Origin of the sequence: Nocardia iowensis (assembly GCF_019222765.1) — a bacterium.
Lineage (GTDB): Bacteria > Actinomycetota > Actinomycetes > Mycobacteriales > Mycobacteriaceae > Nocardia > Nocardia iowensis.
Genome location: NZ_CP078145.1, coordinates 2,928,484 through 2,950,543, shown reverse-complemented (window position 1 = coordinate 2,950,543; position 22,060 = coordinate 2,928,484). Strand labels below are relative to the sequence as shown.

The following is a 22,060-nucleotide window of genomic DNA, read 5'->3' as shown; positions in this document are numbered from 1 at the left end:
GCCGTCAATCGCCGCAACGCCACCATTCGAGGAAACGGGCGAGGGCGGGGGCGTCCGATCCGCGCATCCAGGCGATTCGGATGGCGATTTCGGGCGGATTCGTACCGAAAGGGATGACGACGATATTTTCGTGCGCGATTCGCGTCGCGCGCTTTCGGTCCAGCACGCTGATGCCGGTACCGGTGGAGACCAGGTCGAGGACCTGTTCGGCGTCGGATTCCTCGGCGACCAGGTTCGGGGCGCCGTCGCCCCAGATATGGGCGACGAGTTCGTCGTAGAAGTCCGGACCTGTCCGGCGCGACCAGAGCACTATCGGCTCGTCGACGATGTCGGCGATTTCGACGGTGGCTCTTTCGGCGAGTGGATGCTCCCGCGAGACCACCACCGCGGCTTCCTGAAGCCCGATCAGGTGCGTCTGCACGCGTGGATGCGTGATATTTCCACGCACGAACGCGATATCGACCTCACCCGATTCCAGCAGGTCGAGATTCCACGCGGTCCATCCGGTAATCACCGACACGGCGATGTCCGGGAATTCCTTGCGAAAGTCCCTGATGCGCTGCGAAATATCGCTGTCGGAGCCCGACCTGGTGAAGGCGACCTTCAACTCACCGGCCGTACCGGAGGCGCGAGCACGGACGGTGCGTGCCAACTCGGCGGCCGAGGAGAGAAGTTGCTGGCCACCTGCGTGCAACGCCAAACCGGCCGGTGTCAGCGCGAAGCCCCGGCCCGTACGAGCCAGCAAGTCGACGCCCAGTTCCCGTTCGAGCGCCTTGACCTGCTGAGAAAGAGCGGGCTGGGTGATGTGCAGCGCCTGTGCCGCGCGCCCGAAATGTCGGTGCTCGGCTACTGCTAGGAAGTAGCGCACTCGCCGCAGGTCGTCCACGGGGGCAGCGTAACGAGATAAGAGATGCTTATCAACGCCGAATCGAATACGTATTGGACCTGCCGTTCTCCGCGGCCCGAGACTGTAACCACCGATCAGTCCACATCCGCTACCGCGAGAAGATGCACCGATGCCGACAGTCGCTACCGCCAGAGCCGAAAGTCTTCGTGCCAGGCAAATATCAGATTTCTTCGGGAAACGGGGCCTGCTTTACGCCGTGTTCTTCCTCATGGGCGCCGAAATGTATCTGGTCGCACCGATGTTGCCGGATATCGCCCGATCGTTGCACGCGTCGGTCGCCGCGTCGGCCACCATCGTCACCGCGTACGTCCTCGTCTATGCCGTCGCGGGACCGCCGTTCGGCATCCTCGCCGACCGCTACCCGCGGCGGTGGTCGATCCTCTCGGGTTCGCTCGTCTTCATGCTGGGCAATCTGGCCTGCGCGGCGGCCGGTTCGCTACCGATGTTGGTTGCGGGACGGGGCATTACCGGCCTCGGTGCGGCGATCGCGGCACCCGCGATGTGGGCCTACCTCGCCGAACGCACACCACCACACCAGCGCGGACGGGTGATCTCGCTCGGGGCGAGTGTCTACTCGCTCGGGCAGGTCCTCGGCGTCCCGCTCGGCGCCGCCCTTGCCTCGTCGACCAGTTGGCGGTGGCCGTTCCTCGCCGTGGGCGTGCTGATGATCGCGACGTCGGCGGTGCTGTACGTGCGGCTCGATCACCTGCCTGCGACCGGAACATCGCGCGGCTACCGGGCGCTGGTCGCGCCCTGGGCGCAACCGCGAATCAGCCTGGGACTCATCGCGACCCTGTTCCTGCAGGCGGGCCGCCTCGGCGCGTACACCTTCGTCGGAGTGCTCTTCGCCAAGCGGTTCGGCTTAACTCTCGGCACGCTCGGCCTCGTCGGACTGCTCGTCGGCGCGGCGTCGTTGGTCGGATCATTAAGTGCCGGAACGATTCTGGATCAGCTGCAGCGGCGCGAGACGAGTGGCGTGTTGGTCTCGGTCGTCACCGCCGCGGCATTCGCGCCGTGCGCCGCCGTGGCGTTGAGCACGCAGCACCTGATCGTCGCGCTGGCGGCACTGGCCCTCTGGTGCGTTTTCGGTGGCGCCTTCTACGCCTGCCAGCAGGCATATCTGTCCTCGGCCGACCCGACCCAGCGCGCGTCCGTCGTCGCCTGGAACAACTCGATGATGAACGCGGGCATCGCCATCGGCACCACCCTGCTCGGCACTCTCGCCGTCGGCGGTGCCGCCTTCGCCGGGCTGACCGCCGCCCTCGGCATCGCGGCCGCCCTGGTCGCGGCCGCCCTGCTCGCGCTCCTTCGAAGGGACCGTCAGCCAACATGATTCCCGTGGCCGAGCTACTCGCGGCCGACATCGCGGCATACCTCGCCCTGCGTCAGGCGTATACACAGTAACGGTTTGCCTCGCGTTCATTTTTACGGCATCTTTACGGGAAGGTGTGCCGAAAAGTCTGGTCGGCGAACCGGCCCGGACCGCGGGCCGGGCGGGACGGCTGTGGGGAGATTTCATGTTCGTGACGTTGCGAGACGACAACGGAGTGGGACTCGACTACGTCAACATGGCCCTCGGCTGGGATCCGGTCCGCAAGAACCGATGGTTCGGCGGTGGCAAGGACATCGACCTGAACGCAGCGGCCCTGTTGTTCGCCGACGACAACATCGTGGACGTCGTCTACCACGAACAGCTCACTTCCAGAGACGGCTCGCTGCGGCACCTCGGCGACAGCACCACCGGTGAAGGCGACGGCGACAACGAAATCATCACCGTCGATCTGACCAGATTGACGCCGGAGGTCACCACCGTGTTCTTCATCGTGACCTGCTACACGGGGCAGACTTTCGAGCAGATCGAGAATGCGTTCTGCCGGGTAGTCGACGGCGTATCCGGCGCCGAAATCGCCCGCTACGACCTGACCGGCGGCGGGTCGTACACCGGCCTGGTGATGGGCAAACTGACGCGCTCGGACAATGTTTGGCAGTTCGATGCCATCGGCGAGGGGATCCGGGCGCAGCATCCCGCGGAAGCGGTGGCCCAGTTGAAGACCTTCGTACGGTAGAGCACTACCGGGAATCCACGAACTCATCCGCGCGGGGTGAACTCGGTGAGCGGACGGATTCGGGCTCGACCGGCGAAACACCGCCGAATTCCGTCGCCGGGTTTCTGGGCCGGTGCAGCAGTAGCCAGCCGGTCGCCGCGAGCAGTGCGCCGATAGCGAACAGGGTGTACGCATCGCCGAGGACGAATTGCCAAAGCGCCCAATGGAATTCCCGGCCATCGGTCTGCGGTACGAACCAGACCAGTCCTTGCGGCAGCAGGGGTAGGTCGGGATCCCACGAGCCGACCCGGTCGACGCGCATCGGCCATGCGAACACGAACAGATAGATGACCGCCGGAACCGCGATCCGGATACCGAGCGACCGATGACGCAGCGCATGGACCACCCACATCAGCGCTGGAACGATCCACACCCAGTAGTGCGTCCAGGAGATCGGCGAGGCGAGCAGCATCGCGGTGGCCGCGAGCAGCGCGCCGAGCAATTCGTCGCCGCGTAGATAGGCGATTCGGGCCGCCGCTATCCCGGCGACCCCCAGAATGCCCGCGCAGACGAGCGAGGCGCTGCTGTCCTCCCAGGTAGACCATTGCAGGCGGCCGAACAGTCCGTTGAGCGATTGATTCTGCACATAGGCGAACCCGATCCGGTTCTGCGAGTTCATCGTCGTGGTCCAGAACTGCACTGCCTGCGTCGGCCGATACCAGAAGCCGATGGCGACCGTGGCCGCGAACGCCGCTCCGGCCGCCGCCGCGGCCCGGAACTGACGAGTGATGAGTAGATAGACGACGAAAACCGCGGGCGTCAGCTTTATCCCGGTCGCGATACCGATGAGAATGCCGCGATACCAACGGTTCTTGGGAATGGCGAGATCGGCAAGCACCAACGCCATCAGGATCACGCTGAGCTGTCCGAACTGCAACGTCTGCTGCACCGGCTCCAGCCAGAGCCCGGCGGCGCTGACGGCAATCGTCCTCGCGGCCACACCGAGCCCGCGCCGTCGATGCTGGAGCACGCCGGCACTCCACACGCTAACCGCGAGCGACATCAACGTGAGTACCACGATGCCGGTGCCGACGTAGTTGATCGGAAACCTGGCCAATTCCGCGCAGATCCACGCGGCGAAGACGGGATAGAGAAACGGTAAATTCAGCGGGCCGCGCCCGTCGTACAACAGCTCGGGATGCAACGCCGCCGCCGCGCCGCCCCACAGATAAACCTGCAGGTCGACCTGGTGCCAGTACATATCCCAATTCGGCCGGATGAATTCCAGCCAGGCACCGACGGAAATGCAGGCGAACACGACCGCGGCACCGAGCGCCGTGATCTTGCGCGGGGCACGAGACTTCTCGACCGCACCGGCACCGCGCTGTTCCCCCGTGAGCGGGATGACAGCCATGGAGTTGTTTTTCCTTCATCAGGTGAGGCAACACACGCAGACCAGCAACTGCTTAGCTAAACTAAGAGCAATCATCCTATCACCCACGCCCACCGGTGCGGCCGACCCTGAACAGGCTGACTTGAAAGGTCGCCCAAGGACGCCGCCGACCTGCGCAAACACTGTCGAGGCGGCTCCCCCCACCCCAGTTCTGCGGGCATGACTACGGGCCGTTGCCCAAATATCATCCCGCACAGACAGACTGCTCGTCAGCGCCCCGATAACTGAAGAATGGCGGTCGGCTGGCGAATCGCTCTGACTTCGATGGCGACCACGGGAGGAATCGTCAGTGAACGATGATCGGGCGGGGGAAATTGCGCAACTGGACCACGGACGTGGTGGTTTGCTTGCGTTGGGCACAGCCATGCGATGGTTCCGTGATCCGCTGTCGGTGATGCGGCGGATGGCCGACAACCAGGGACCGGTGGCCGGGTTTCGGATCGGCCTGTTTCCGGCCGTTCTGGTCACCGGGCCCGAGGAGATCCATGAGGTACTCGTCTCCCGCGCCGCGGAATTCCGGCGGGCACGGGTGGTGACGGGAACGCTGTTGCCCGCACTGGGCGAGGGATTGATCATCTCCGAGGGCGAGGTACACCGCACGCAGCGCGCCATGGTCGCGCCGCTGTTCACCGCGCGGCGGGTGCCGAAGTACGTGGACGTGATGGCGACGCGCATGCAGGCGCATCTGGCGCGATGGCAGACGGCGGGCGAGCTGGATCTGCTGGCCGCGGTGCAGGAGATGATGCACGACGTCGTCGCCGGACTGCTCATCGACGAGCCGCTCGATGACCACACCGAGGTCGTCGAGGCGGCGACCAGGATCTTCGACTGGGAAATGCGGGCGATGTCGCGACCGATCGTCGCGCCGTTGAACATTCCGACGAAACGCAACCGCGAGTTCATCCGCGATCTCGGTCTGGTGCGCGACTGGGCCGCGCGGATGATCGACGTGCGCCGCCGTGATCCCGAGGGACGCGACGACATCGTGTCCGCCCTGCTCGCCCGACGCGACCGCGACGGCGCACCGATGAGTGCGGACCGGCTCATCGACGAGGTGATCAACCTATGGGCGGCGGCGCACGAGACCAGCGCCGATGCGATGTTCTGGACGGCGTATGCGCTGTCTCGCCATCCCGGCATCGCCGACCGCGCCAGAGGCGAGGCCGACCACATCCTCGGCGGTGCGACGCCGACGGCCGCCGATCTGCCGCTGCTGCCGTACTGTTTGCAGGTGTTCAAGGAGTCGATGCGTTTGTATCCGCCGTCCCCGGCTTTCCTGCGTGAGGCCGCCTGCGCGACGCGGATCGGGAAGTACGCGATCGACGAGGGCACCATCGTGTTCGTCGCCCCCTACGTGATGCATCGTTCGGCCCGGCACTTCCCGGATCCCGAGGCGTTCGTGCCCGATCGATTCGCTCCCGAGGCGGAGCGGGCCTGGGAGCGACTGTCCTACTTGCCTTTCGGGGCGGGCGAACATGTGTGCATCGGGTCGGCCCTCGCGTTGCTCGAGGGCCAGATCTTCACCGCGCTGCTGCTCAGCGGCGGCACGCTGCACATCGACCGCGACGTTGCGATGAAACTGACGATCAACCTGCGGCCGAAGCGGCGGGTAAGGGCCGTCTACACGGCCAGACCCGCTACGCCGAACCGCGAACTGTCCGGGCTCGAGGCCAGAGAACCGCGATGACCCCACTCTCGCCGTCGCTGTTCAGCCGGACGGCGGCCGCGCTGTCGGGACGACGCGGTCGGGGCTCCTCGGTGGCCCGAGCCGCCGCCGAACAGATCGATCGCATCCTCGCCTTCGCGCTCGGCCTAGGCGTGTGGATATTCGGTGCCGGTGACGCCGCCGAGATCGCCGGGCAGTCGCGGCACTTCCCGGCATGGTGGACCGTGCTGGCCCTGTCCGGTGTGTTCGGCACCGCTCTGCTGCTGGCCGGAACCGCCCTGCGCGCCGCACTGCCCACCGTGCGGAACATAGCCGCCACGCACGCAACGGTTTTCGCCGTGGTCGTCGGGCTCTCCGGATTCGCGGTGCAGCCGGGACAGATCACCGACGACGTGGCGTGGATCTATCGGCTGGTTCCGCTCGGCGGGGTCGCGGCCACGCTGGCCTGGCGGACCCCGGTGACCGCGATCTACCTGGTCGCCGTCGGGGCGCTTGCCGCATCGTCGACCGGATGGGCCACCGGCGACCTCGGCTGGATGGAATTCGCGCTCACCTCGGTGCGGATCATCGGGATCACGATCGCCTTCGTCTACATCACCCAGCTGGCTCGGCGCGCCGCCCGCCTGCTCGACAAGGAGCGGGCGCGAGCACATGACCAGGCAGCGCTCGCGGCGGCGGAGGAGGCCCGCGCCGGCGAGCGGGCGCGATTCGCGGGGGTGATCCACGACAAAGTACTGGCCACCCTGCTCGATACCTCCCGTGGCGGCAGTCCCTCGGTGCTGGCTCGGCAGGCCGATCACGCCCTCGGTCAATTCGCCGCCATCGGACGCGTCAACGAGCTGTGCACCGACCTCGAAGCGATCGAGGCCATCGCACACGAAGCGGGCGCCGCCACCGATACCGAACTGCGCGTTCAGGTCCGGCACGACTGCAACTCGGCCGACCTGCGGATCGACTCCGCCGCGGTGGCCGCGCTCGGCCAGGCCGCCGCCGAGGCCGTCCGCAACAGCGTGCGGCACGCCGCCGTACCCGGGCGCACCGTGGCGCGGCAATTGACCATCGTGGCGCGGGAGTCCGGCATCACCGTTGTCGTCAGCGACGACGGTGCCGGCTTCGACCCGGATCAGGTTGCGGCCAATCGGCTCGGCCTCACGGTCAGCATCGTGGGGCGGATGCGCGAGGCAGGCGGCCGCGCCACCATTGATTCCTGCCCCGGTGCCGGAACCAGGGTCGTACTGGAATGGAACGCCCCCGATGAGACCTGACAACGGCGACCTGAGCCGGCTGCTCAGCGGGCGGCGTTCCACCGTGCTGACGATCATCGCCGTGGTGCTGGCCACCGACGCCGCGGTGATGATCCGCTCAGTGCGCAGGGCCGAGATTCCGATGTCGGTTTCGCTGGTCGCCGCCGCCGCGCTCATCGTTGCCGCCACCGTTGTCGTCGTGCTCGACATGGGGAAACCGATTCACACCTACCCGGCCGTCTTCGTGGCATCCGCGGGGCCGGTCGGTATCTTGATCGCCCATGATCAAGTGACCGCCGAGTTGCACGCGCACACCAGCGTGTGGACCGCTTACATGGCAGGTAGTGCGCTGGCGCTGCTCGTTTTGCGCGGCCGAAATGTGTTGGCCTGGGCGGGAACCGCGGCGACCTGGCTCGCCGTTGTGCTCGCGGCGGGCGGCGAGCCGACCGCGTACGTGCAGGCGGTCGTTCCGCTGGTCAATGTCGCCATTGCCGCGGCGTTCGCCGCGATCATGCGACCGACCCTGCGGTCGCTGCACGAACTCGAGATCGAGTCGACCGCGCGCGCCGCGAAGCACGCCAGGCTCGACGCGCAGAACGCCGAACGCAAACGCCAACTCGACCGGCTCGACCGGCGCGCGCGCCCGATGCTCGAACGCATTGCCGCGGCAGTCCCGTTCCGGCCCGATGAACGGGAAGAATGCCGCCTGCTCGAAGCCGAACTCCGCGACGAACTGCGCGCACCACAGCTGTCCACTCCTGAAGTCCTCGGCGCGGCCCGCGCGGCCCGCCAGCGCGGGATCGAGGTAATGCTGCTCGACGACGGCGGACTCGACGTCGCCTCGTCCCGCATCCGCACCTTGATCCACGACGTCGTCACTCGCGAACTGGACAACACCCACCGAGGACAGGTGACCGTCCGGGTACTCCCGCCAGGACGACCCAACCTCGCCACCGTCCTCGTCGACCAGCCCTGCGGCAACCGCCGAACCGAAATCAACCGCGCCGGAACAGTAACCGTCACCCTCGACCGAACCCCACCCCTGCGAGCAGACGAACACTCCGACGCCCCCAAACCCCGCCGCGCTTGTTGATCGGCACATGATTCCGATTCGGAAATTCGGCGTCGAGGACATGCGGATCATGTTGTCGCAGAACGTCGGAACTGCCGTGATCTTGCCTCGGGCGCTGGGATCGGCTGGAAAAGAACCCGCTAGCCGTCATACCCCTGGATGCGCTGTTAACGAGACATGTTGCGGCTCAACACATCCGGTGCGTCAAATGTTCATCATCGCCGAGCGACTACTGTTGCCAGGTGACCATGTTCACTAGTGGCGCTATTCGGGAATTGGGGAGCGACCCGGAGCGTGCCGTGCTTCGTTTTGGTGAGGAACCGAATCCCAGCCCGGCGCGGGTTGCGCAGCGGGTGTTGTTGGTCGATGGGCAACCTGCTTTCGAGTTGAGTTATTGGTGTGGCACTTGTCCGATGTTGTTCAAGCGACGGGAAGGGGCCCACAAGACGCTGTCGGTGGCAAATCTTGCCGAACAACACGACATCGATCGCCTCACCACCATCCGAGCCGACCTCCCCCGCCCACGCTCGGCACCGCACCATCACCGATCTGGCTTTGCGGACCCGGGCGGCCGTTGATTACGTTCTTACACAACAGGAGACGGCCGCTCGGGCTGCGGCTGCGGCGCGCTCATCGGGGTTGATCGATTGCGACGGCGGTGTAGGGGGTGGTCGGCTCGGGTGGGGTGTTGAAGCGGGCGTTCGGGAGGTACATGCGGCCGCCGAAGGTGGCGACTGTCGACGGTACGTCGAAGCGTGGGTCGGTGATTCGGCGTTGGACGGTGCCGGTCGTGCCTTCGGGGTCGAGGGTGACCATGGCGATCGCGTTGCGGCGGTTCTGCACGACATACAGTGTGCTGCCGTCCAATAGCAGTCCGTCACCATCGGGTACGGCCTCGGTGCCGAGATCGATCTGCCGTGTCGCGCCTGTCGCGGGGTCGACGCGGAACAGGCGGCCGGTCACCGACTGGACGATGATCAGGGCCGTGCCGTCGGGTGTGCGCACGATACCGTTGGCGTTGAATGCTTCTGGCACGTAGGCGATGTCGCCGGTCATCGGAAGTCGCTGCACCGCCTCGAGTCGAGGCAGTGCACCGTCGCTGCCGATGGGCAGGTGGTAGAGCACGGCCGCGCGCGAGTCGGTGAACCACGCACCCGTCGGGGTGAGCACTACATCGTTGACGAATGTGTCCGGCGCCGTTCCGACTTGGTAATTCGCCAACACCGCACCCGTCCAGATGTCCACAACGCGAATGTCGCCACCGGTGCCGCCGGCGACGAACAGTCGACCGCGGTGGTCGATTTGGAGTCCGAGCGCTGGCGTACCCGGGCCGCGGCTCAGGATGTCACCCTGTCCGGTCACCAGGTTGGCGCGATAGATGGAGCCGTCCGCCATGGAGCCGATATAGGCCACCGGCAGCGCCCCGATGGCGATACCTTCCGGCCGGAATCCGGCGGGCAGGGCGATCGTGGTGGGAAACACCGCACCGTCCGCCCTCGCCCGATCCGTGGGTACCAGCACGGTCACAACGAGGCAGGCGAGCGCGAACGAGATACCGAGGACTCGCTTCATTTCATCGTTCTCTCTGTCGTCAGGTCGGCCGGAGTCGGCTACCGGCTCGCGCCCAGCCGCAGGCCCCCCGCGGAACCACCTGCGCTGCTGAGCCTTTCACCCTCGTAGTCTCACCCGCCGCAATCAATCAGTCCAATGCATGTTTGTCACCCCACTGATCTCGATACAAGATTGATCCATGGAGCTCCAGCAGATGCGTTACGTCGTCGCCGTCGCCGAGACGAACAGCTTCACCCGGGCGGCCGAGCGATGCCTGGTGGTGCAGTCCGCCCTCAGCCACCAAATCGCGCGTCTGGAACGGGAATTGGGTGCGCGACTGTTCGAACGCACCAGCCGCCGGGTCCGGCTGACACCGGCAGGTACGGCGTTCCTCCCCGCCGCCCGTCAGTGTCTGGACGCCGCCGAGCGCGCCGCCGCCGAGGTCGCCGCGGCCATCGGCGAGGTGCGCGGACGCCTCGCCGTCGGCGTGATCTCCACCGTGGCCGCGGTCGATATTCCGGCCGCCCTGCGCGCTTTCCACCAGCGATACCCGCAGGTCCGCATCAGCCTGCGCGTCGGCCCGTCCGAGGAGCTCGTCGAGCAGGTCGAGCAGGGCGCGATCGACGTGGCCTTCCTCGGACTGCCGACAACAGCGCGACCCCGAGGCGTCGCCGTCCATGAACTCGCCCGCGACCGATTCGTCGCCGTGGTCGCGCCGGATCATCCCCTCGCCGGGGAACCGGCGGTCGACCTCCGCAGGTTATCCGCCGAGGTATTCGTGGACTTGCCTGCCGACACCGCCGGACGTGCCCATTCCGACCACGCCTTCGCGACGGCTGGCCTCGACCGTGACGTCGCCTTCGAAGTGACCAACGCGGACTTCCTGGCCCGGCTGGTCGGCCAAGGCCTCGGTGTCGCCATGCTGCCCGCCGCGTACGTGCCCCGGCTCACCGGCGTGGTCATCATCGAGGTCACCGACGCACCGGCCCGCGTCGAGTACGTCGCCTGGAGCCGGTCCGGCCCGACGCCGGCGGCGTCCGCCTTCCTCACCATTCTCGACATCGATCAGGCGCGCTAGTCACCCTGCTACGCGCGAAACCCATACGCCTACCGTCGATTCCCCGCCTGGGCGGGCGTTTTGATATCGGTGAGTCCGTTCAAAGCCTGCGGCAATAGGCCCAGATGCAGAACGCCGAGGCGCTGGGTGGCGCGGGTGAGGGCGACGTAGAGTTCGGCCGCGCCGCGCGGACCTTCGGCGAGGATCCGCTCCGGCTCCACGACCAGGACGGCATCGAACTCCAGACCCTTCGTCTCCGACGCCGTCACCGCACCCGGCACACCCGGTGGCCCGATCACCACGCTCGTGCCTTCCCGACCGGCTTCCTCTCGCACGAATTCCTCGATGGCAGTGGCTAGTTCGCCCTCGGTGACCTGCCTGGACCACGGCTGGACGCCACATGCGCGGACTGATTCCGGCGGCTGCACCCCGGGCGCGAACTCGGCCAGCAGCGCGGCGGCGACGGTCATGATCTCCGCCGGGGTGCGGTAGTTCACCGATAGCGACCGGTAGACCCAGCGGCCGGGCACGTACGGCTCCAGCATCTGACCCCACGACGTCGCTCCGGCGGGCGACCGGCGCTGGGCGAGATCGCCGACCACCGTGCAGGATCGGCTCGGGCAGCGCCGCATCAGCACCCGCCAGTCCATTTCGGACAGCTCCTGGGCCTCGTCGACCACGACGTGCCGGTAACTCCAATCTCGGTCCGCGGCAGCACGTTCGGCGAGTTCCCGGGTGTCGCGCTCGACGAAGCGATCCGCCAAGTCCTCGCCGTAGAGCAGATCCTGGGCGAACAGGTGGTCCTCGTCGTCCATCATGTCCTCGCGGCCGACCATGAGGTCCAGCACCCCGGCGGCGTACGCGGCCTCGGCCTTCCGTTCCCGCTCGGCGGCCTGATCGACCGGCTTATCACGGCCGAGTAAATCGATCAGTTCGTCGAGCAGCGGCACGTCCGACACCGTCCACGCGTCGCCATCGGCACGCAACAGCGCTTGGTCTGCGCCTGCCGCCCGCAGCCGTTCGGGGGACGTATATAGCTGTGCCAGTAGGGTTTCCGGCGTAAGTATGGGCCACAGTTCATCGAGCGCGGCGGTGAACTCGTCATTGTCCGCGAGTTCCGCGAGCAGGTCGGCCCGCAACTGCTCCCACGCTTCCCGGTCCGCCCGGGTCAGCCAACCCTGTCCGATCCGGGCTATCGCCCGTTCGGTGAGCACGTACGTGACGATCTCGGCGAACACCGCGCGAGCCTCGTTGTGCGGCCGTCCGCTCCCGCGCGCCTCCTCTCGCGCCCACTCCACGGTCTCGGCGTCGATCCGCACTGTGACGTCGGTCAGTTCGATCGACAGCGGATGCTCAGGAAGCCGCTGCCGATCGGCGACCGCCGCCGCGAGCACGTCCAGGATCTTCAGTGAACCCTTGAGCCGCGCGGCTTCCGGAGTGTCCTCGGCGCTGACGTGCAGCCCGGGCACGAGGTCACCGGTGGTCGTGAACACCACGTTGGTCTCGCCCAGCGACGGCAGTACGTGGGCGATGTGGTTCAGAAACGCCGGGTTGGGACCGACCACCAGCACACCCTGGCGTTCCATCCGCTCCCGCTGGGTGTAGAGCAGGTATGCGACGCGGTGCAGCGCCACCACCGTCTTCCCGGTGCCAGGACCACCCTCGATCACCAGAACGCCTGGGTGGTCGAGCCGGATGATCTGGTCCTGTTCGGCCTGGATCGTCGCGACGATGTCGCGCATTCCGGCACCGCGTGGTGCGTTGACCGCCGCGAGCAGGGCCGCGTCCCCACGCTCGGCGCCATCGGGTCGGCCGAGCACCTCGTCGGTGAAATCGACCACCCGCCGCCCGCGGGTGTGGAACTGGCGGCGCCGACGCATGTTCTCCGGATTCGCGGCGGTGGCGACGTAGAACGCGCGCGACGCCGGTGCCCGCCAATCGAGCAACAACGGTTCGTACTCGTTCGCTTCGTCGAACAGGCCGATCCGGCCGATATAGGTATGTTCGCCCGAAAGGGTGTCCAACCGGCCGAAACACAATCCGTTGTCCGCCACGTCCAGCCGCTTCACCTCTCTGGCCAGCGCGCGCACCTCGACATCGCGCTCCATGGGTGTCCCGCCGTTTCCCCGCAACGCCGCGGTGTACTGACCCTTTACTCGCGCACGCTCGGCGTCGAGCCGCGTGTAGAGCCCGGCCACGTAGCTACGCTCGGACCGCAATTCGTCTTGGTACCGCTGAGTTGGCATGTGCCCCTTACTTTTATCCTGACTCGATGAACCCGCGTGATCACCACCACACGCGCATTCACCACTCCCATTTCCGCAGGTTCTGACCCTAGGCGGGCAATTGTGCGGCATGACCCGGGTCTTGCCGCAAGCCCCCGGGTGCGCTATATGTTGAAAGTGGAAGGAGTAAGCAAACTCCTCTTCCTTCGCTCGTCCGCTCTGGACGGCCCTCAACTCTTATCCTTGCGGCTGACTGCTCGACTTCGAGTAATTCAGCGAACTGCGGCGATCTCGGAATCGGACGCGCGCTGATCGAAAACGACCGCCGACCCCGAGCCTCGCCGAGCCGGATCCCCCGGACGGCGAACGCGGCCCGCAGCACCGAGCTCGCTCCCCCACGGCGACCCTTTTCCCCACTCTCAACTGGGGTTTCACCGAGCCGACGCACCGGCTTAACCTCCGATCATCGGGAGTTTTCCGTCCCTTCGAAGGAGCCGACATGCCCCGCATCTTTCGCGCAAGGGCAGGCCACGTTATCGCGGCCGCCGCCGCTGTGCCTCTCGTTCTATCACTCGCGCTGACCGGGTCAGCGTATGCCGAACCCGGTGCGCCGCCCGGGCCACCGGCCGACTCGAGCCAAGCGCCCGACGTCAAACAGCACCTGGAGAGGTTCCAGGCCATCGCCAACGCCAACGGCCGCACTCGCGCCGCGGGCACGCCCGGCTATGACGCCTCCCGCGACTACGTGGCCGGCGAACTGCGCCGCGTGGGCTACCAAGTGACCTTGCAGGCGTTCACCTTCCAGGCGTTCCGGGAACGGACGACGGCGGTCATGGAGGAGGTCTCGGCCGGGCCCAAGACGTATAAATCGACCCCGCCGGACCGCAGCGAGCTCGGCGACTTCGCCACCGCGACCTACTCGGGCTCCGGCGACAAGCGGGCGACGGCCCAGGGCGTCGACCTCGTCCTGCCGCCCGGCGCGCAGCCGAACACCTCGACCTCCGGCTGCGAGAAGGCGGACTTCGCCAAGTTCACCCGCGGCAACATCGCCCTGCTGCAGCGCGGCACCTGCACCTTCGCCGACAAGGCCCGAAACGCCCAGGCCGCAGGGGCATCCGGCGTGATCATCTTCAACGAGGGCCAGGAGGGCCGTACCGACACCTTCACCGAGCCCCTCGACGAGACCGGCATCACCATCCCGGTGGTCGGCACGAGCTTCGCCGTCGGCAAGGACCTCGCCTCCTCGAAGAACAAGGTCGTCCGGCTGAAGACCGACACCGAAGCCCTGCCCGCAACGACGCACAACGTGCTGGCGGAAAGCAGGCAAGGCAACGCCGACAAGGTTGTGATGGCCGGAGCGCACCTCGACTCCGTGCGCGCCGGGCCTGGCATCAACGACAATGCTTCCGGCAGCGCCGGACTGCTCGAGGTCGCGCTGCAGATGGCCACCACCCAGCCGAAGAACAAGGTCCGCTTCGCCTGGTGGGGCGCCGAGGAACTCGGCCTGATCGGTTCGAGGTACTACGTGTCGAACCTGCCCGCCACCGAGCGCAGCAAGATCAAGCTGTACCTCAACTTCGACATGATCGGTTCGTCGAACTTCGCGTACAAGATCTACAACGGCAGCAGCGGCCCGGCCGGCTCCGCCGCGATCGAGCAGAACTTCAACCGCTACTTCGACTCCCGGAACATTCCGCACGTCCGCACACCGCTCGACGGACGTTCGGATTACGGCCCGTTCATGCGGGTCGGGATTCCGGTCGGCGGCTTGTTCACCGGTGCGGAGGGGATCAAGACACGCCAAGAACAGCAGATGTTCGGCGGAACTGCGGGCCGCCCCTACGACCCGTGCTACCACCGGTCTTGCGATACGACCGCCAATATCAGCGACACGGCGTTGAACGTGAACACCGGTGCGATCGCCGACGCGATGCAGACCTATGCGTCGAGCGATAACCCGCCGAACCGCGGCGCGGCGACGACGTCCGAGCAAACACCTACACACGAGTAAGGATCAGGCTAGGGGGCGGGCGCTTGCCCGCCCCCTAGCCACGTCCGAAACACGGGCTAGCGGGCGACTTGCCGGGCGCGATGGTGATCGGTTTCGCACCGACACGATCCAAATCGTTTGCGGCGCAATGTTTCGGACGGTGATGCGGGGTACTCACTGTAGCGGGTGCAGCGTTGCGCCGACCTGACGTCAACGTCAAAGGACCAGATTCACATGAGCACACGCGACATCACTACCTTGCTGGCGCAGCTGCGCGCCGTCCGCGATCTGACCAACACCGAAATCCAGGTCGCCGAAACACGCATTGCGCAGGCCCGGACGGAGGCGGTGCGCCGCGAGTTGTCCCAGAACGCCGACAACGCTCGCGCCCGCGCCGAAGCCATCGAGGCCGCCATTCGCGAACTGGGCGGCGTCCCGCAGCTGATCGGCCCCTTCCTGGGACGGGCCGCCGCTACGGTCAAGGCGATGGGCGAACAGGCCCAGCCGTTCGACGAGGCCTTGCTCGGCGACCTCAACCTCGAACACCAGCTCCTCGACCGCGCCCGCTACATCAAGGCACTGGCGACCACCGCCCAGCGCTCCGATGTGGTGGCATTGGCGGAGCGGTTGATCACCGCGCACTCGGCGACCGTGGCGTGGCTGACCACTGTCCTGGCCGAGGAGGCTCTCGGCGGCCCGGCCGCATTGCGCCACACCCCACTCCAGACAGCCACCGGCACGGTGGTGAAGCTGGTGACCATCCCGGTCACCTGGTCCGCCCGCGGCCTGGACCGGGCGCTGGACACCTTCCGCTCCACCCCGCCCGCGCTCGGCGAGCTGCTCGCCCGCGGCGCGCACGCGGGTGACGTCGCGGTCAAAACGCTGACCGCCTCCCGCGACGCCGCGCTCCAGACCGCCGAGCAGGTGACCCGTCGCGAAGGTGCCGACGCCGCCGCCGACGCCTTGCATTCGGTCCGCACCGCTACCGGTGTCCTGGAACCGCGGGAGCTGCCGATCGGCGACTACGACGAGCTGAACGTCAACCAAGCCGTCGCCGCGATCCGGGAATTGACCGACCCCGCCGACGTGCGCGCAATCGTCGCGTACGAGGAAGCGAACAAGAACCGGCACGGTGTCGTCTCGGCCGCCCAGACTCGGCTCGCGGCGATCGCCCAGGAGGTCACCGGCCTCAACTGAGGTCTGACCGGCCCGCTCCCCCGGCGTGCGCGCGAAGGTAACTGGGGCATGTGCGGACGTTCGTCGGAACGTCCGCACATGCCGCTGTCCGATTCGCTCAGCGTGCGGCGCTTCGGTATTCCAGCACCAGATCGCGATACTCGGTCGCGAGCCGGTGGCAGTCGCCCGGCCACCTTGCCGAAATGTAGTTGCGGTCCCGGACCGTGAACCCACGGTGCAGGCGAGTCGCGCTATCGCGGTGCGGCAGTAGCGGTCCCCGTTCGAACTGGCTCGGGTCACGCAGTGCGGCAGTGACTTCCGATTGCACGGTCTGCGGATAGGTCCGGTAGTAATCGCCGAGCCGCAACCGCGTCAGATTCCACGCCGACAATTCCAGAGTTGCTGTGACAGCGGTGGTCCGGCGGTCGTAGAGCACCGATCGGCCGGTCCGCGGGTCCTTGGCCCGCGCGGCGAGCAGCACCCCGTGACAGACGGCGGCGACCGGCTTGCCGCCCAGCAGCGCGCGACCGAAAATGCCCTGGGCGACGGTTGATTCGAGCATCGTCTTCATCCCGGGGGCATGCCCGCCGGGCACGACAACGCCCGACACCTCCGCGTCGACGACGTCGGAATACGCGATGGGCGACTGGAAATCGGCATCCTCGCGCATCCGGTCGTAGTCCCGCAGCGCATCCGAACGAGTCATCAGCACTGGCGAAAGCACCGAGAACCCCCGCTCGACCAGCCGCTCATCGGCAAGGGCCACCCGGCCCTCCGGCGTCGCGAACCGGACGGGCACGCCCGCGTCGCGCAGTGCCGCCCACGGCACCGCCGATTCGGTCGGATCGTAATCGCGCTCGGGCAGTAGGAACAGGATCATCTAATGAAGGGTAGCCGTGAAGTTGCCGGTTCAGAGTGGCAATGGCTGCCGACCGGGTCGGGTGCGCCGCCAGGCCACCGCGAGGAAGGCCAGCAGACCGAGTAGCGGCAGGCTGGCGATTGTCCAGCTCAGCGGCAGTGGTGGACCCGGCTGGTCGAGGACTTCCAGACCGTCAAGGGCGCCCTCGCCGTGCCCGAGCGGGCCGTCGAGGGTGAACCGGATGCTGTAGGTGCCTGGATCGTCGATCGCCAGGATGTCCAGCCCCCAGGAGTCGCGTTTGCGGGGATGGCGCACGAACGGCGCGTTGCGGCGCCAGTTCTTGAACGCGGGACCCACCATCCGCAGGGTCCCGGTTTTGTCGGCGATACCCCCGTCCGGCATGAAGGTGAAGTCCAACGACCTCATCGCGCGGATCGGCCAGGTGGAGAACCCGACGGTGAGGTTGTACGGGCCGACCTGGACCCGTTCGGTGTGCACGATGTCGACCGGCGCGTATGCGGAAGCCGGGGCGATCGCGACCAGGGACAGCGTGATCGTGGCGAGCACGGTGATGGCGAACTTACGCAGCGCGATCATCGGACGGCCTCCCTAGCGGGCACCGGCAGCATGCGAGTGAATCGGCCGCCGAGGAACCCGGCGAGCAGACCCAGCGGAATCCCGACGAGGGTGGCGGTGACGACGTCGTTGACCTCGAGGCTCGACATGGCGTGGGTGAGGTGCAGTTGCAGCGGGAAGGTCAGGCCGACCACGACACCGGTCACCAGACCCGCTACCAGCACGATCTTGTTCGCGTCGTAGCCGCGCGTGCGGGCCAACCAGAACAGACCCTCGACGGCGACGGCGGCGACGATCAGGAACATCGGCATGAGGGCGGGCAGCGAAGGTGGCCGCGACCCGAGACCGTCCCGCAGCGGCAGCCCGATCGCCGAGGCATAGGCTTCCGCGGCCCACGGCGAGAACCACCACAGGATCGCCTGCATGCCGCCGAGAGCGACCGCGATGGCGATGGCGGCACCCGGGCGGGCCAGCACCGCCGCGCCGAGGACGAGCAGCATCGGCCCGAACAGCACGATGCCGAGGACGGTCGGATCGACGGGCGGTTCCAGGTTGTTCAACGCCTCGGCGAGGATCGGGGCGAAGGTGATCAGGATCGGGATTGCCAGGACGATGCCGAACTGGCCCCAGCGATGGTCGCGGTGGGCGGCGAAGACCATGATGCTGCCGATCATGGTGAGCGTGATCGAGAGGAACAGTGCCACGTGCGACGGGGTGTTCAGCACCGCGTCGAAGCCGTAGATCGAATGCCACTGCATATCCAGCAGGCCGTACAGCAGGAACAAAGCGGCCCCCGCCCCGGCGACCATGTAGCCGAGCGGTGCGGTGAGGTTACTGCCGAACACGCGAATGGGTGTGCCGCCCATCCGGGGCACCGGCCGTCCCGCGCGTTGCGCGGCGGTGGTGATGAGCACCATGGCCAGGCTGGCGAAACCCGATATGGCGCTACCGGAATACAGGAACAGGTGCGGCAGGGTGAAGAAGGTGTCGGGGCCGACGTCGTTGTGCCACTGGATATCCCAGCTGAGCCCGACCAGCGTGACCGCGGTGCCGAGTAGCACGCCCCATGCGCCGATGCGGGCCGCTGTGCTGTCGTCGGATGTGCCTTCGACGTTCTTCGGTCCGCCACTGTCTGCGGTCGCGTCGGACGGTGCTGAAATATTCATGGCGAGCGGTCCCTCCTGTGTCGTGCTCCTGCGGTTCGTTCTGTGGCGTGTGGTTGTCGGCCGGTCTCAGCCGCCGACCCACAGCGGCAGCGTGAGTTGGTCCACGCCGTGGTGTGCGTCGATCGACAGTCGCAGCTCCCATGGTCCGGTCATCATCAGCGATACCGCCGCGGCACGGAAGCGACCGGACCCGGCGGAGCTCGCGGGAACCGGCGGCCCGGCGTGGCCCATCAGCGGTTGGATCGCCTGAACCTGTACTGCCGCATGGTCGATCGGGGTACCGGCGCGGTCGGTGACGGTGACATCGACAGCAGTGTCGCCGATGCGAAGGCTGTCGATGGTGACGGTGACGAGGTGTTGCGGCGTACCGGCATTCAGTACGACGGGCGCGGGTGAGCGCGGCCAGACCAGCCACCCGATGGCGACGAGCACGAGCACGGCGCCTGCGATGGCGAGAACGCGCAGCGGACGCCGACCGGTGGCGGTCATCGATGGGCCCCCTGCGCCGCCGCAACGTCGAGCACGACCGGAATGGTGAGTACGGTGTAGTTCCGCTCGGCCTGGATCCAGAGCCGGTACCGGCCCGCGACGGGGAACGTGAAGGTGAACGGAACGTCGGGTCCGTACGCGGCCACCGTTTCATCGGGCGGACTCTCGCCGTTGATCGGCGGCATCAGCATGACTCCGCGTCCCGCGGCGGCTTTTCCGCCATCCATCCCCGACATGTCATGGGTGCCGGTCATTTCCGACATGTTGTGCGCGCCGCCCATCCCCGGCATATCCCCCATGGCCTGCATGGTTGTCGGACCCATGGAGTGGGCGTGTCCCCAGATGGCCGAGTTGTGGACGGCCGCGGCGATATCCGTGTCGGCTTCCGGCACCGGGCCCGCCATGATCAGATGGCCGACCATGCCGAGCCACGGTTGCAGATCGGCGGTGTCGCCGACTTCGGCGGTGATGGTGGTGGGTGTTCCGGCGACTGCGGCGGTGGTCCTGACGGTGATGCGGTTGCCGTCGACGACCATCGACGCGCTCGTATCCCCACTCCCGAGATGCAATGGGGCGCTGGGCGACTGGGGCGCGGCCGACGCACCGCCCGGCGTGACCGTTAATCCGGTTGCGGCACGCGCCATTTGGACGCCGCCACCGCGCCGGGCCAACTCGGCCGACAGCGCATAGCGACCGGGCTCCGGCGCTGTCATATGCACTTGGTAGCGGCCGGGCCCGGTCCGAATCGGGTGCAGGTGCGACAGTCCGCCGGACGGGCCGACCACCAGCAGATGCATGAGCGCGCTGTCGTGCACGAGCAGGTCATCCACCAACGCGCCGGTGGCGGCATCGATCAGCACGAGGTCGAAATCGCTCGGCCGTCCGGCTGGCACCGTACCAGCCTCGACGGTGAGCAGCACAGGCGGACGGGAAAAGTCCGAGATCATCGGCTGCGGCACCGAATACGGATCGGTGACGTTGTCCACCGTCGGATCGAGCTGACCGCCGGGCTGCGGCGGCAGCGGCAACGAGGCCGAGAGCAACGCGGCGGTCACCGACACGGCCATCCCCGCCACCATCCCACCGGCCGGAAGCAACGCCCACCCGCTGCGCCGAGCCCGCATCGCCAACAGCACCGAAACCGGAAGCAGCGCACCGGCCACCAGGAAACCCCCGTAGACCAGCCGCTCCGGCGGCGAGGTTACCTGCTCGGGCACGACGAACGGAATCCGCGCCACGCGCACGCCGTCGCCGATCGCGAGTTCCCAAGGGCCGGGCCGATCCATGTCGAGGGTGGCCGAATACATCCCCGGTGTGCCACCGAGTCGCACAACGGCTTCGGCGGTCGGCACACCGGGAGCGGGTAGCCGAGAGCCGGACCCGAGCGCTCCCGTCGGCGTCGCGGCGAGCGTGAGATCGCCTGCGGCAGTGCCAGCGTGGGTGACGACGTCGACGCGCAACGGCCCAGGCACGCTGGTCACCCTGCGGAGCACGATGGTGAGCTCCCGATCGCCGAGGGACTGGGCGACCGAAACATCCGCACCCGCCGCGGCGGAGTCGGCGAACGCGGGTGCCATCCCGGCCGAGACGAGCAGGGTCCACAATCCCGCAACGAGCAGGACGCGACAGCGAACAGCGCGGGCGACAGTCACGCCCGCCATGGTAGGCACCCGAACCGACGAGATCATCACCTCCAGAGGGGATCTCGCCTACCCCGCCGGGGTGATGCGGCTATGGGGATGTTCCCGGACAATACCCCGATCCGAGCCCTCGACCCTGGTCGTCAGCAGCTCGGCGCACCGGATCTTCGATGGAATCCGCTGGGCAACAACCTGATCGGTCACCTTGACAACAGCGTCGCTGTGGCATGCAATATATTGCATGCCGGTCCCGCAGCACGAAGGTCTCGTCGCCAGATCCCTGCTCCGGGAAAACGCCTACCGCGCCATCCGGGACGCCATCGTCGACGGCACCCTCGCCCCCGGCGAACGTCTCAACGACAACGATCTGGTGAAGTGGCTCGGCGTCAGCCGCACACCGGTGCGCGAGGCGCTGATGCGGCTGGAACAGGCAGGTCTGGTGCAGACGAAGCCCGGCCGCTACACCATCGTCAGCCCACTCAACGTGCGCGCGGTCCGCGCCGCCCAGTCGGTCACCACCGCCATGCACGAACTCGCCGTCCGTGAGGCACTGCCCAACCTGTCCGCCGACGAACTGGCCGCCATGCGCGAAGCCAACTCCCGTTTCGCGGATGCCTTGCGCCGCAACGATGTCGATGCCGCGATCACCGCGGACGACGACTTCCATCGCATCCCGGTCACCGCCAGCGCCAACGACGCCATCCGCAGCGTGCTCGAACAGTTCACCCCGGTCTTGCGCCGGGTGGAGCGCCTGCGCTTCTCCTCGCTGAGCGGCCGTAGCTCGGTGACTCAGCACGAGCGCATCATCGCGCTGTGCGAAGCAGGCGATGTCGAAGGCGCGGTGGCAGGCACCAGGGCGAACTGGCAGACGCTGGTGCCACTGCTCGAAAATCTCACGCCCTGAACGCAATAACTCCCCCACCGGCTGCACTGTGAGGAATACC

General features: G+C 67.2%; 18 protein-coding genes. 9 read left to right on the top strand and 9 right to left on the bottom strand.

Annotation, left to right across the window (positions count from 1 at the left end):
- Positions 1-4 precede the first annotated feature (4 nt).
- Complete coding sequence (locus KV110_RS13570) at positions 5-886, bottom strand: LysR family transcriptional regulator (protein WP_218476391.1); 882 nt, start codon at positions 884-886, stop codon at positions 5-7.
- A 130-nt stretch (positions 887-1,016) separates the two neighbouring features.
- On the opposite strand from KV110_RS13570, the gene KV110_RS13565 reads away from it, so the two are divergent.
- Positions 1,017-2,240, top strand: a complete 1,224-nt coding sequence (locus KV110_RS13565) for an MFS transporter (protein ID WP_218476389.1) — start codon at positions 1,017-1,019, stop codon at positions 2,238-2,240.
- Between the two features lie 115 nt (positions 2,241-2,355).
- Positions 2,356-2,973 (top strand): TerD family protein, encoded by a 618-nt coding sequence (locus tag KV110_RS13560; RefSeq protein WP_246634511.1) that lies wholly within the window; start codon positions 2,356-2,358, stop codon positions 2,971-2,973.
- Between the two features lie 4 nt (positions 2,974-2,977).
- Here the strand turns inward: KV110_RS13560 and KV110_RS13555 are convergent, their stop codons facing one another.
- Entirely contained in the window at positions 2,978-4,366 is a 1,389-nt protein-coding gene (locus KV110_RS13555; RefSeq protein WP_218476387.1) for a glycosyltransferase 87 family protein, read from the bottom strand.
- A 328-nt stretch (positions 4,367-4,694) separates the two neighbouring features.
- Between KV110_RS13555 and KV110_RS13550 the strand changes: the two genes are divergently transcribed.
- The 3 genes from KV110_RS13550 to KV110_RS13540 are packed head-to-tail and all read left to right on the top strand — an operon-like array spanning position 4,695 to position 8,408.
- Positions 4,695-6,092 (top strand): cytochrome P450, encoded by a 1,398-nt coding sequence (locus tag KV110_RS13550; RefSeq protein WP_218476385.1) that lies wholly within the window; start codon positions 4,695-4,697, stop codon positions 6,090-6,092.
- Positions 6,089-7,336, top strand: coding sequence for an ATP-binding protein (locus KV110_RS13545; RefSeq protein ID WP_218476383.1), 1,248 nt, complete (start codon positions 6,089-6,091; stop codon positions 7,334-7,336). The genes KV110_RS13550 and KV110_RS13545 overlap by 4 nt, the downstream gene beginning before the upstream one ends.
- A complete protein-coding gene (locus KV110_RS13540) occupies positions 7,326-8,408 on the top strand; it encodes a hypothetical protein (RefSeq protein ID WP_218476382.1) in 1,083 nt (360 codons plus the stop codon). Before KV110_RS13545 ends, KV110_RS13540 begins: the two co-directional genes overlap by 11 nt.
- 609 nt (positions 8,409-9,017) lie before the next feature.
- Here the strand turns inward: KV110_RS13540 and KV110_RS13535 are convergent.
- The gene (locus KV110_RS13535) at positions 9,018-9,959 is read right to left on the bottom strand and encodes an SMP-30/gluconolactonase/LRE family protein (RefSeq protein ID WP_218476380.1); all 942 of its coding nucleotides are present in this window, start codon (positions 9,957-9,959) and stop codon (positions 9,018-9,020) included.
- 178 nt (positions 9,960-10,137) lie between these two features.
- On the opposite strand from KV110_RS13535, the gene KV110_RS13530 reads away from it, so the two are divergent.
- Positions 10,138-11,016 (top strand): LysR family transcriptional regulator, encoded by an 879-nt coding sequence (locus KV110_RS13530; RefSeq protein ID WP_218476379.1) that lies wholly within the window; start codon positions 10,138-10,140, stop codon positions 11,014-11,016.
- A gap of 29 nt (positions 11,017-11,045) precedes the next feature.
- On the opposite strand, the gene helR is transcribed toward KV110_RS13530, so the two are convergent.
- Positions 11,046-13,241, bottom strand: coding sequence for an RNA polymerase recycling motor ATPase HelR (gene helR / locus KV110_RS13525; RefSeq protein ID WP_218476378.1), 2,196 nt, complete (start codon positions 13,239-13,241; stop codon positions 11,046-11,048).
- 478 nt (positions 13,242-13,719) lie between these two features.
- On the opposite strand from helR, the gene KV110_RS13520 reads away from it, so the two are divergent.
- Both KV110_RS13520 and KV110_RS13515 read left to right on the top strand, forming a co-directional pair.
- Positions 13,720-15,231: a M28 family metallopeptidase gene (locus tag KV110_RS13520; RefSeq protein WP_218476377.1), complete on the top strand. Its 1,512-nt coding sequence runs from the start codon at positions 13,720-13,722 to the stop codon at positions 15,229-15,231.
- A 213-nt stretch (positions 15,232-15,444) separates the two neighbouring features.
- Entirely contained in the window at positions 15,445-16,407 is a 963-nt protein-coding gene (locus KV110_RS13515) for a ferritin-like domain-containing protein (protein ID WP_218476376.1), read from the top strand.
- Between the two features lie 97 nt (positions 16,408-16,504).
- On the opposite strand, the gene KV110_RS13510 is transcribed toward KV110_RS13515, so the two are convergent.
- The 5 genes from KV110_RS13510 to KV110_RS13490 all read right to left on the bottom strand — a co-directional run bounded on the left by KV110_RS13510 (position 16,505) and on the right by KV110_RS13490 (position 21,128).
- Positions 16,505-17,266 carry a type 1 glutamine amidotransferase domain-containing protein gene (locus KV110_RS13510; protein WP_218476375.1) on the bottom strand — a complete coding sequence of 254 codons (762 nt, stop codon included), beginning with the start codon at positions 17,264-17,266 and terminating at the stop codon, positions 16,505-16,507.
- A 30-nt stretch (positions 17,267-17,296) separates the two neighbouring features.
- Positions 17,297-17,842 carry a hypothetical protein gene (locus KV110_RS13505; RefSeq protein ID WP_218476374.1) on the bottom strand — a complete coding sequence of 182 codons (546 nt, stop codon included), beginning with the start codon at positions 17,840-17,842 and terminating at the stop codon, positions 17,297-17,299.
- Positions 17,839-18,987 carry a hypothetical protein gene (locus tag KV110_RS13500; RefSeq protein ID WP_218476373.1) on the bottom strand — a complete coding sequence of 383 codons (1,149 nt, stop codon included), beginning with the start codon at positions 18,985-18,987 and terminating at the stop codon, positions 17,839-17,841. The genes KV110_RS13505 and KV110_RS13500 overlap by 4 nt, the downstream gene beginning before the upstream one ends.
- A 66-nt stretch (positions 18,988-19,053) precedes the next feature.
- Positions 19,054-19,476, bottom strand: a complete 423-nt coding sequence (locus KV110_RS13495; RefSeq protein ID WP_218476372.1) for a FixH family protein — start codon at positions 19,474-19,476, stop codon at positions 19,054-19,056.
- Complete coding sequence (locus KV110_RS13490) at positions 19,473-21,128, bottom strand: hypothetical protein (RefSeq protein WP_246634510.1); 1,656 nt, start codon at positions 21,126-21,128, stop codon at positions 19,473-19,475. Before KV110_RS13490 ends, KV110_RS13495 begins: the two co-directional genes overlap by 4 nt.
- A 229-nt stretch (positions 21,129-21,357) precedes the next feature.
- Here KV110_RS13490 and KV110_RS13485 point away from each other — a divergent pair, with 229 nt between their 5' ends.
- Positions 21,358-22,020 carry a GntR family transcriptional regulator gene (locus KV110_RS13485; RefSeq protein WP_218476370.1) on the top strand — a complete coding sequence of 221 codons (663 nt, stop codon included), beginning with the start codon at positions 21,358-21,360 and terminating at the stop codon, positions 22,018-22,020.
- Positions 22,021-22,060 lie beyond the last annotated feature (40 nt).

Bases quoted from the DNA above. Each gene is read 5' to 3' on its own strand.
- KV110_RS13540 (WP_218476382.1), top strand. From the start codon at position 7,326: ATGAGACCTGACAACGGCGACCTGAGCCGGCTGCTCAGCGGGCGGCGT.
- KV110_RS13500 (WP_218476373.1), bottom strand. From the start codon at position 18,987: ATGAATATTTCAGCACCGTCCGACGCGACCGCAGACAGTGGCGGACCG.
- KV110_RS13535 (WP_218476380.1), bottom strand. From the start codon at position 9,959: ATGAAGCGAGTCCTCGGTATCTCGTTCGCGCTCGCCTGCCTCGTTGTG.
- helR (WP_218476378.1), bottom strand. From the start codon at position 13,241: ATGCCAACTCAGCGGTACCAAGACGAATTGCGGTCCGAGCGTAGCTAC.
- KV110_RS13510 (WP_218476375.1), bottom strand. From the start codon at position 17,266: ATGATCCTGTTCCTACTGCCCGAGCGCGATTACGATCCGACCGAATCG.
- KV110_RS13520 (WP_218476377.1), top strand. From the start codon at position 13,720: ATGCCCCGCATCTTTCGCGCAAGGGCAGGCCACGTTATCGCGGCCGCC.
- KV110_RS13505 (WP_218476374.1), bottom strand. From the start codon at position 17,842: ATGATCGCGCTGCGTAAGTTCGCCATCACCGTGCTCGCCACGATCACG.
- KV110_RS13555 (WP_218476387.1), bottom strand. From the start codon at position 4,366: ATGGCTGTCATCCCGCTCACGGGGGAACAGCGCGGTGCCGGTGCGGTC.
- KV110_RS13565 (WP_218476389.1), top strand. From the start codon at position 1,017: ATGCCGACAGTCGCTACCGCCAGAGCCGAAAGTCTTCGTGCCAGGCAA.
- KV110_RS13530 (WP_218476379.1), top strand. From the start codon at position 10,138: ATGGAGCTCCAGCAGATGCGTTACGTCGTCGCCGTCGCCGAGACGAAC.
- KV110_RS13495 (WP_218476372.1), bottom strand. From the start codon at position 19,476: ATGACCGCCACCGGTCGGCGTCCGCTGCGCGTTCTCGCCATCGCAGGC.
- KV110_RS13545 (WP_218476383.1), top strand. From the start codon at position 6,089: ATGACCCCACTCTCGCCGTCGCTGTTCAGCCGGACGGCGGCCGCGCTG.
- KV110_RS13485 (WP_218476370.1), top strand. From the start codon at position 21,358: ATGCCGGTCCCGCAGCACGAAGGTCTCGTCGCCAGATCCCTGCTCCGG.
- KV110_RS13515 (WP_218476376.1), top strand. From the start codon at position 15,445: ATGAGCACACGCGACATCACTACCTTGCTGGCGCAGCTGCGCGCCGTC.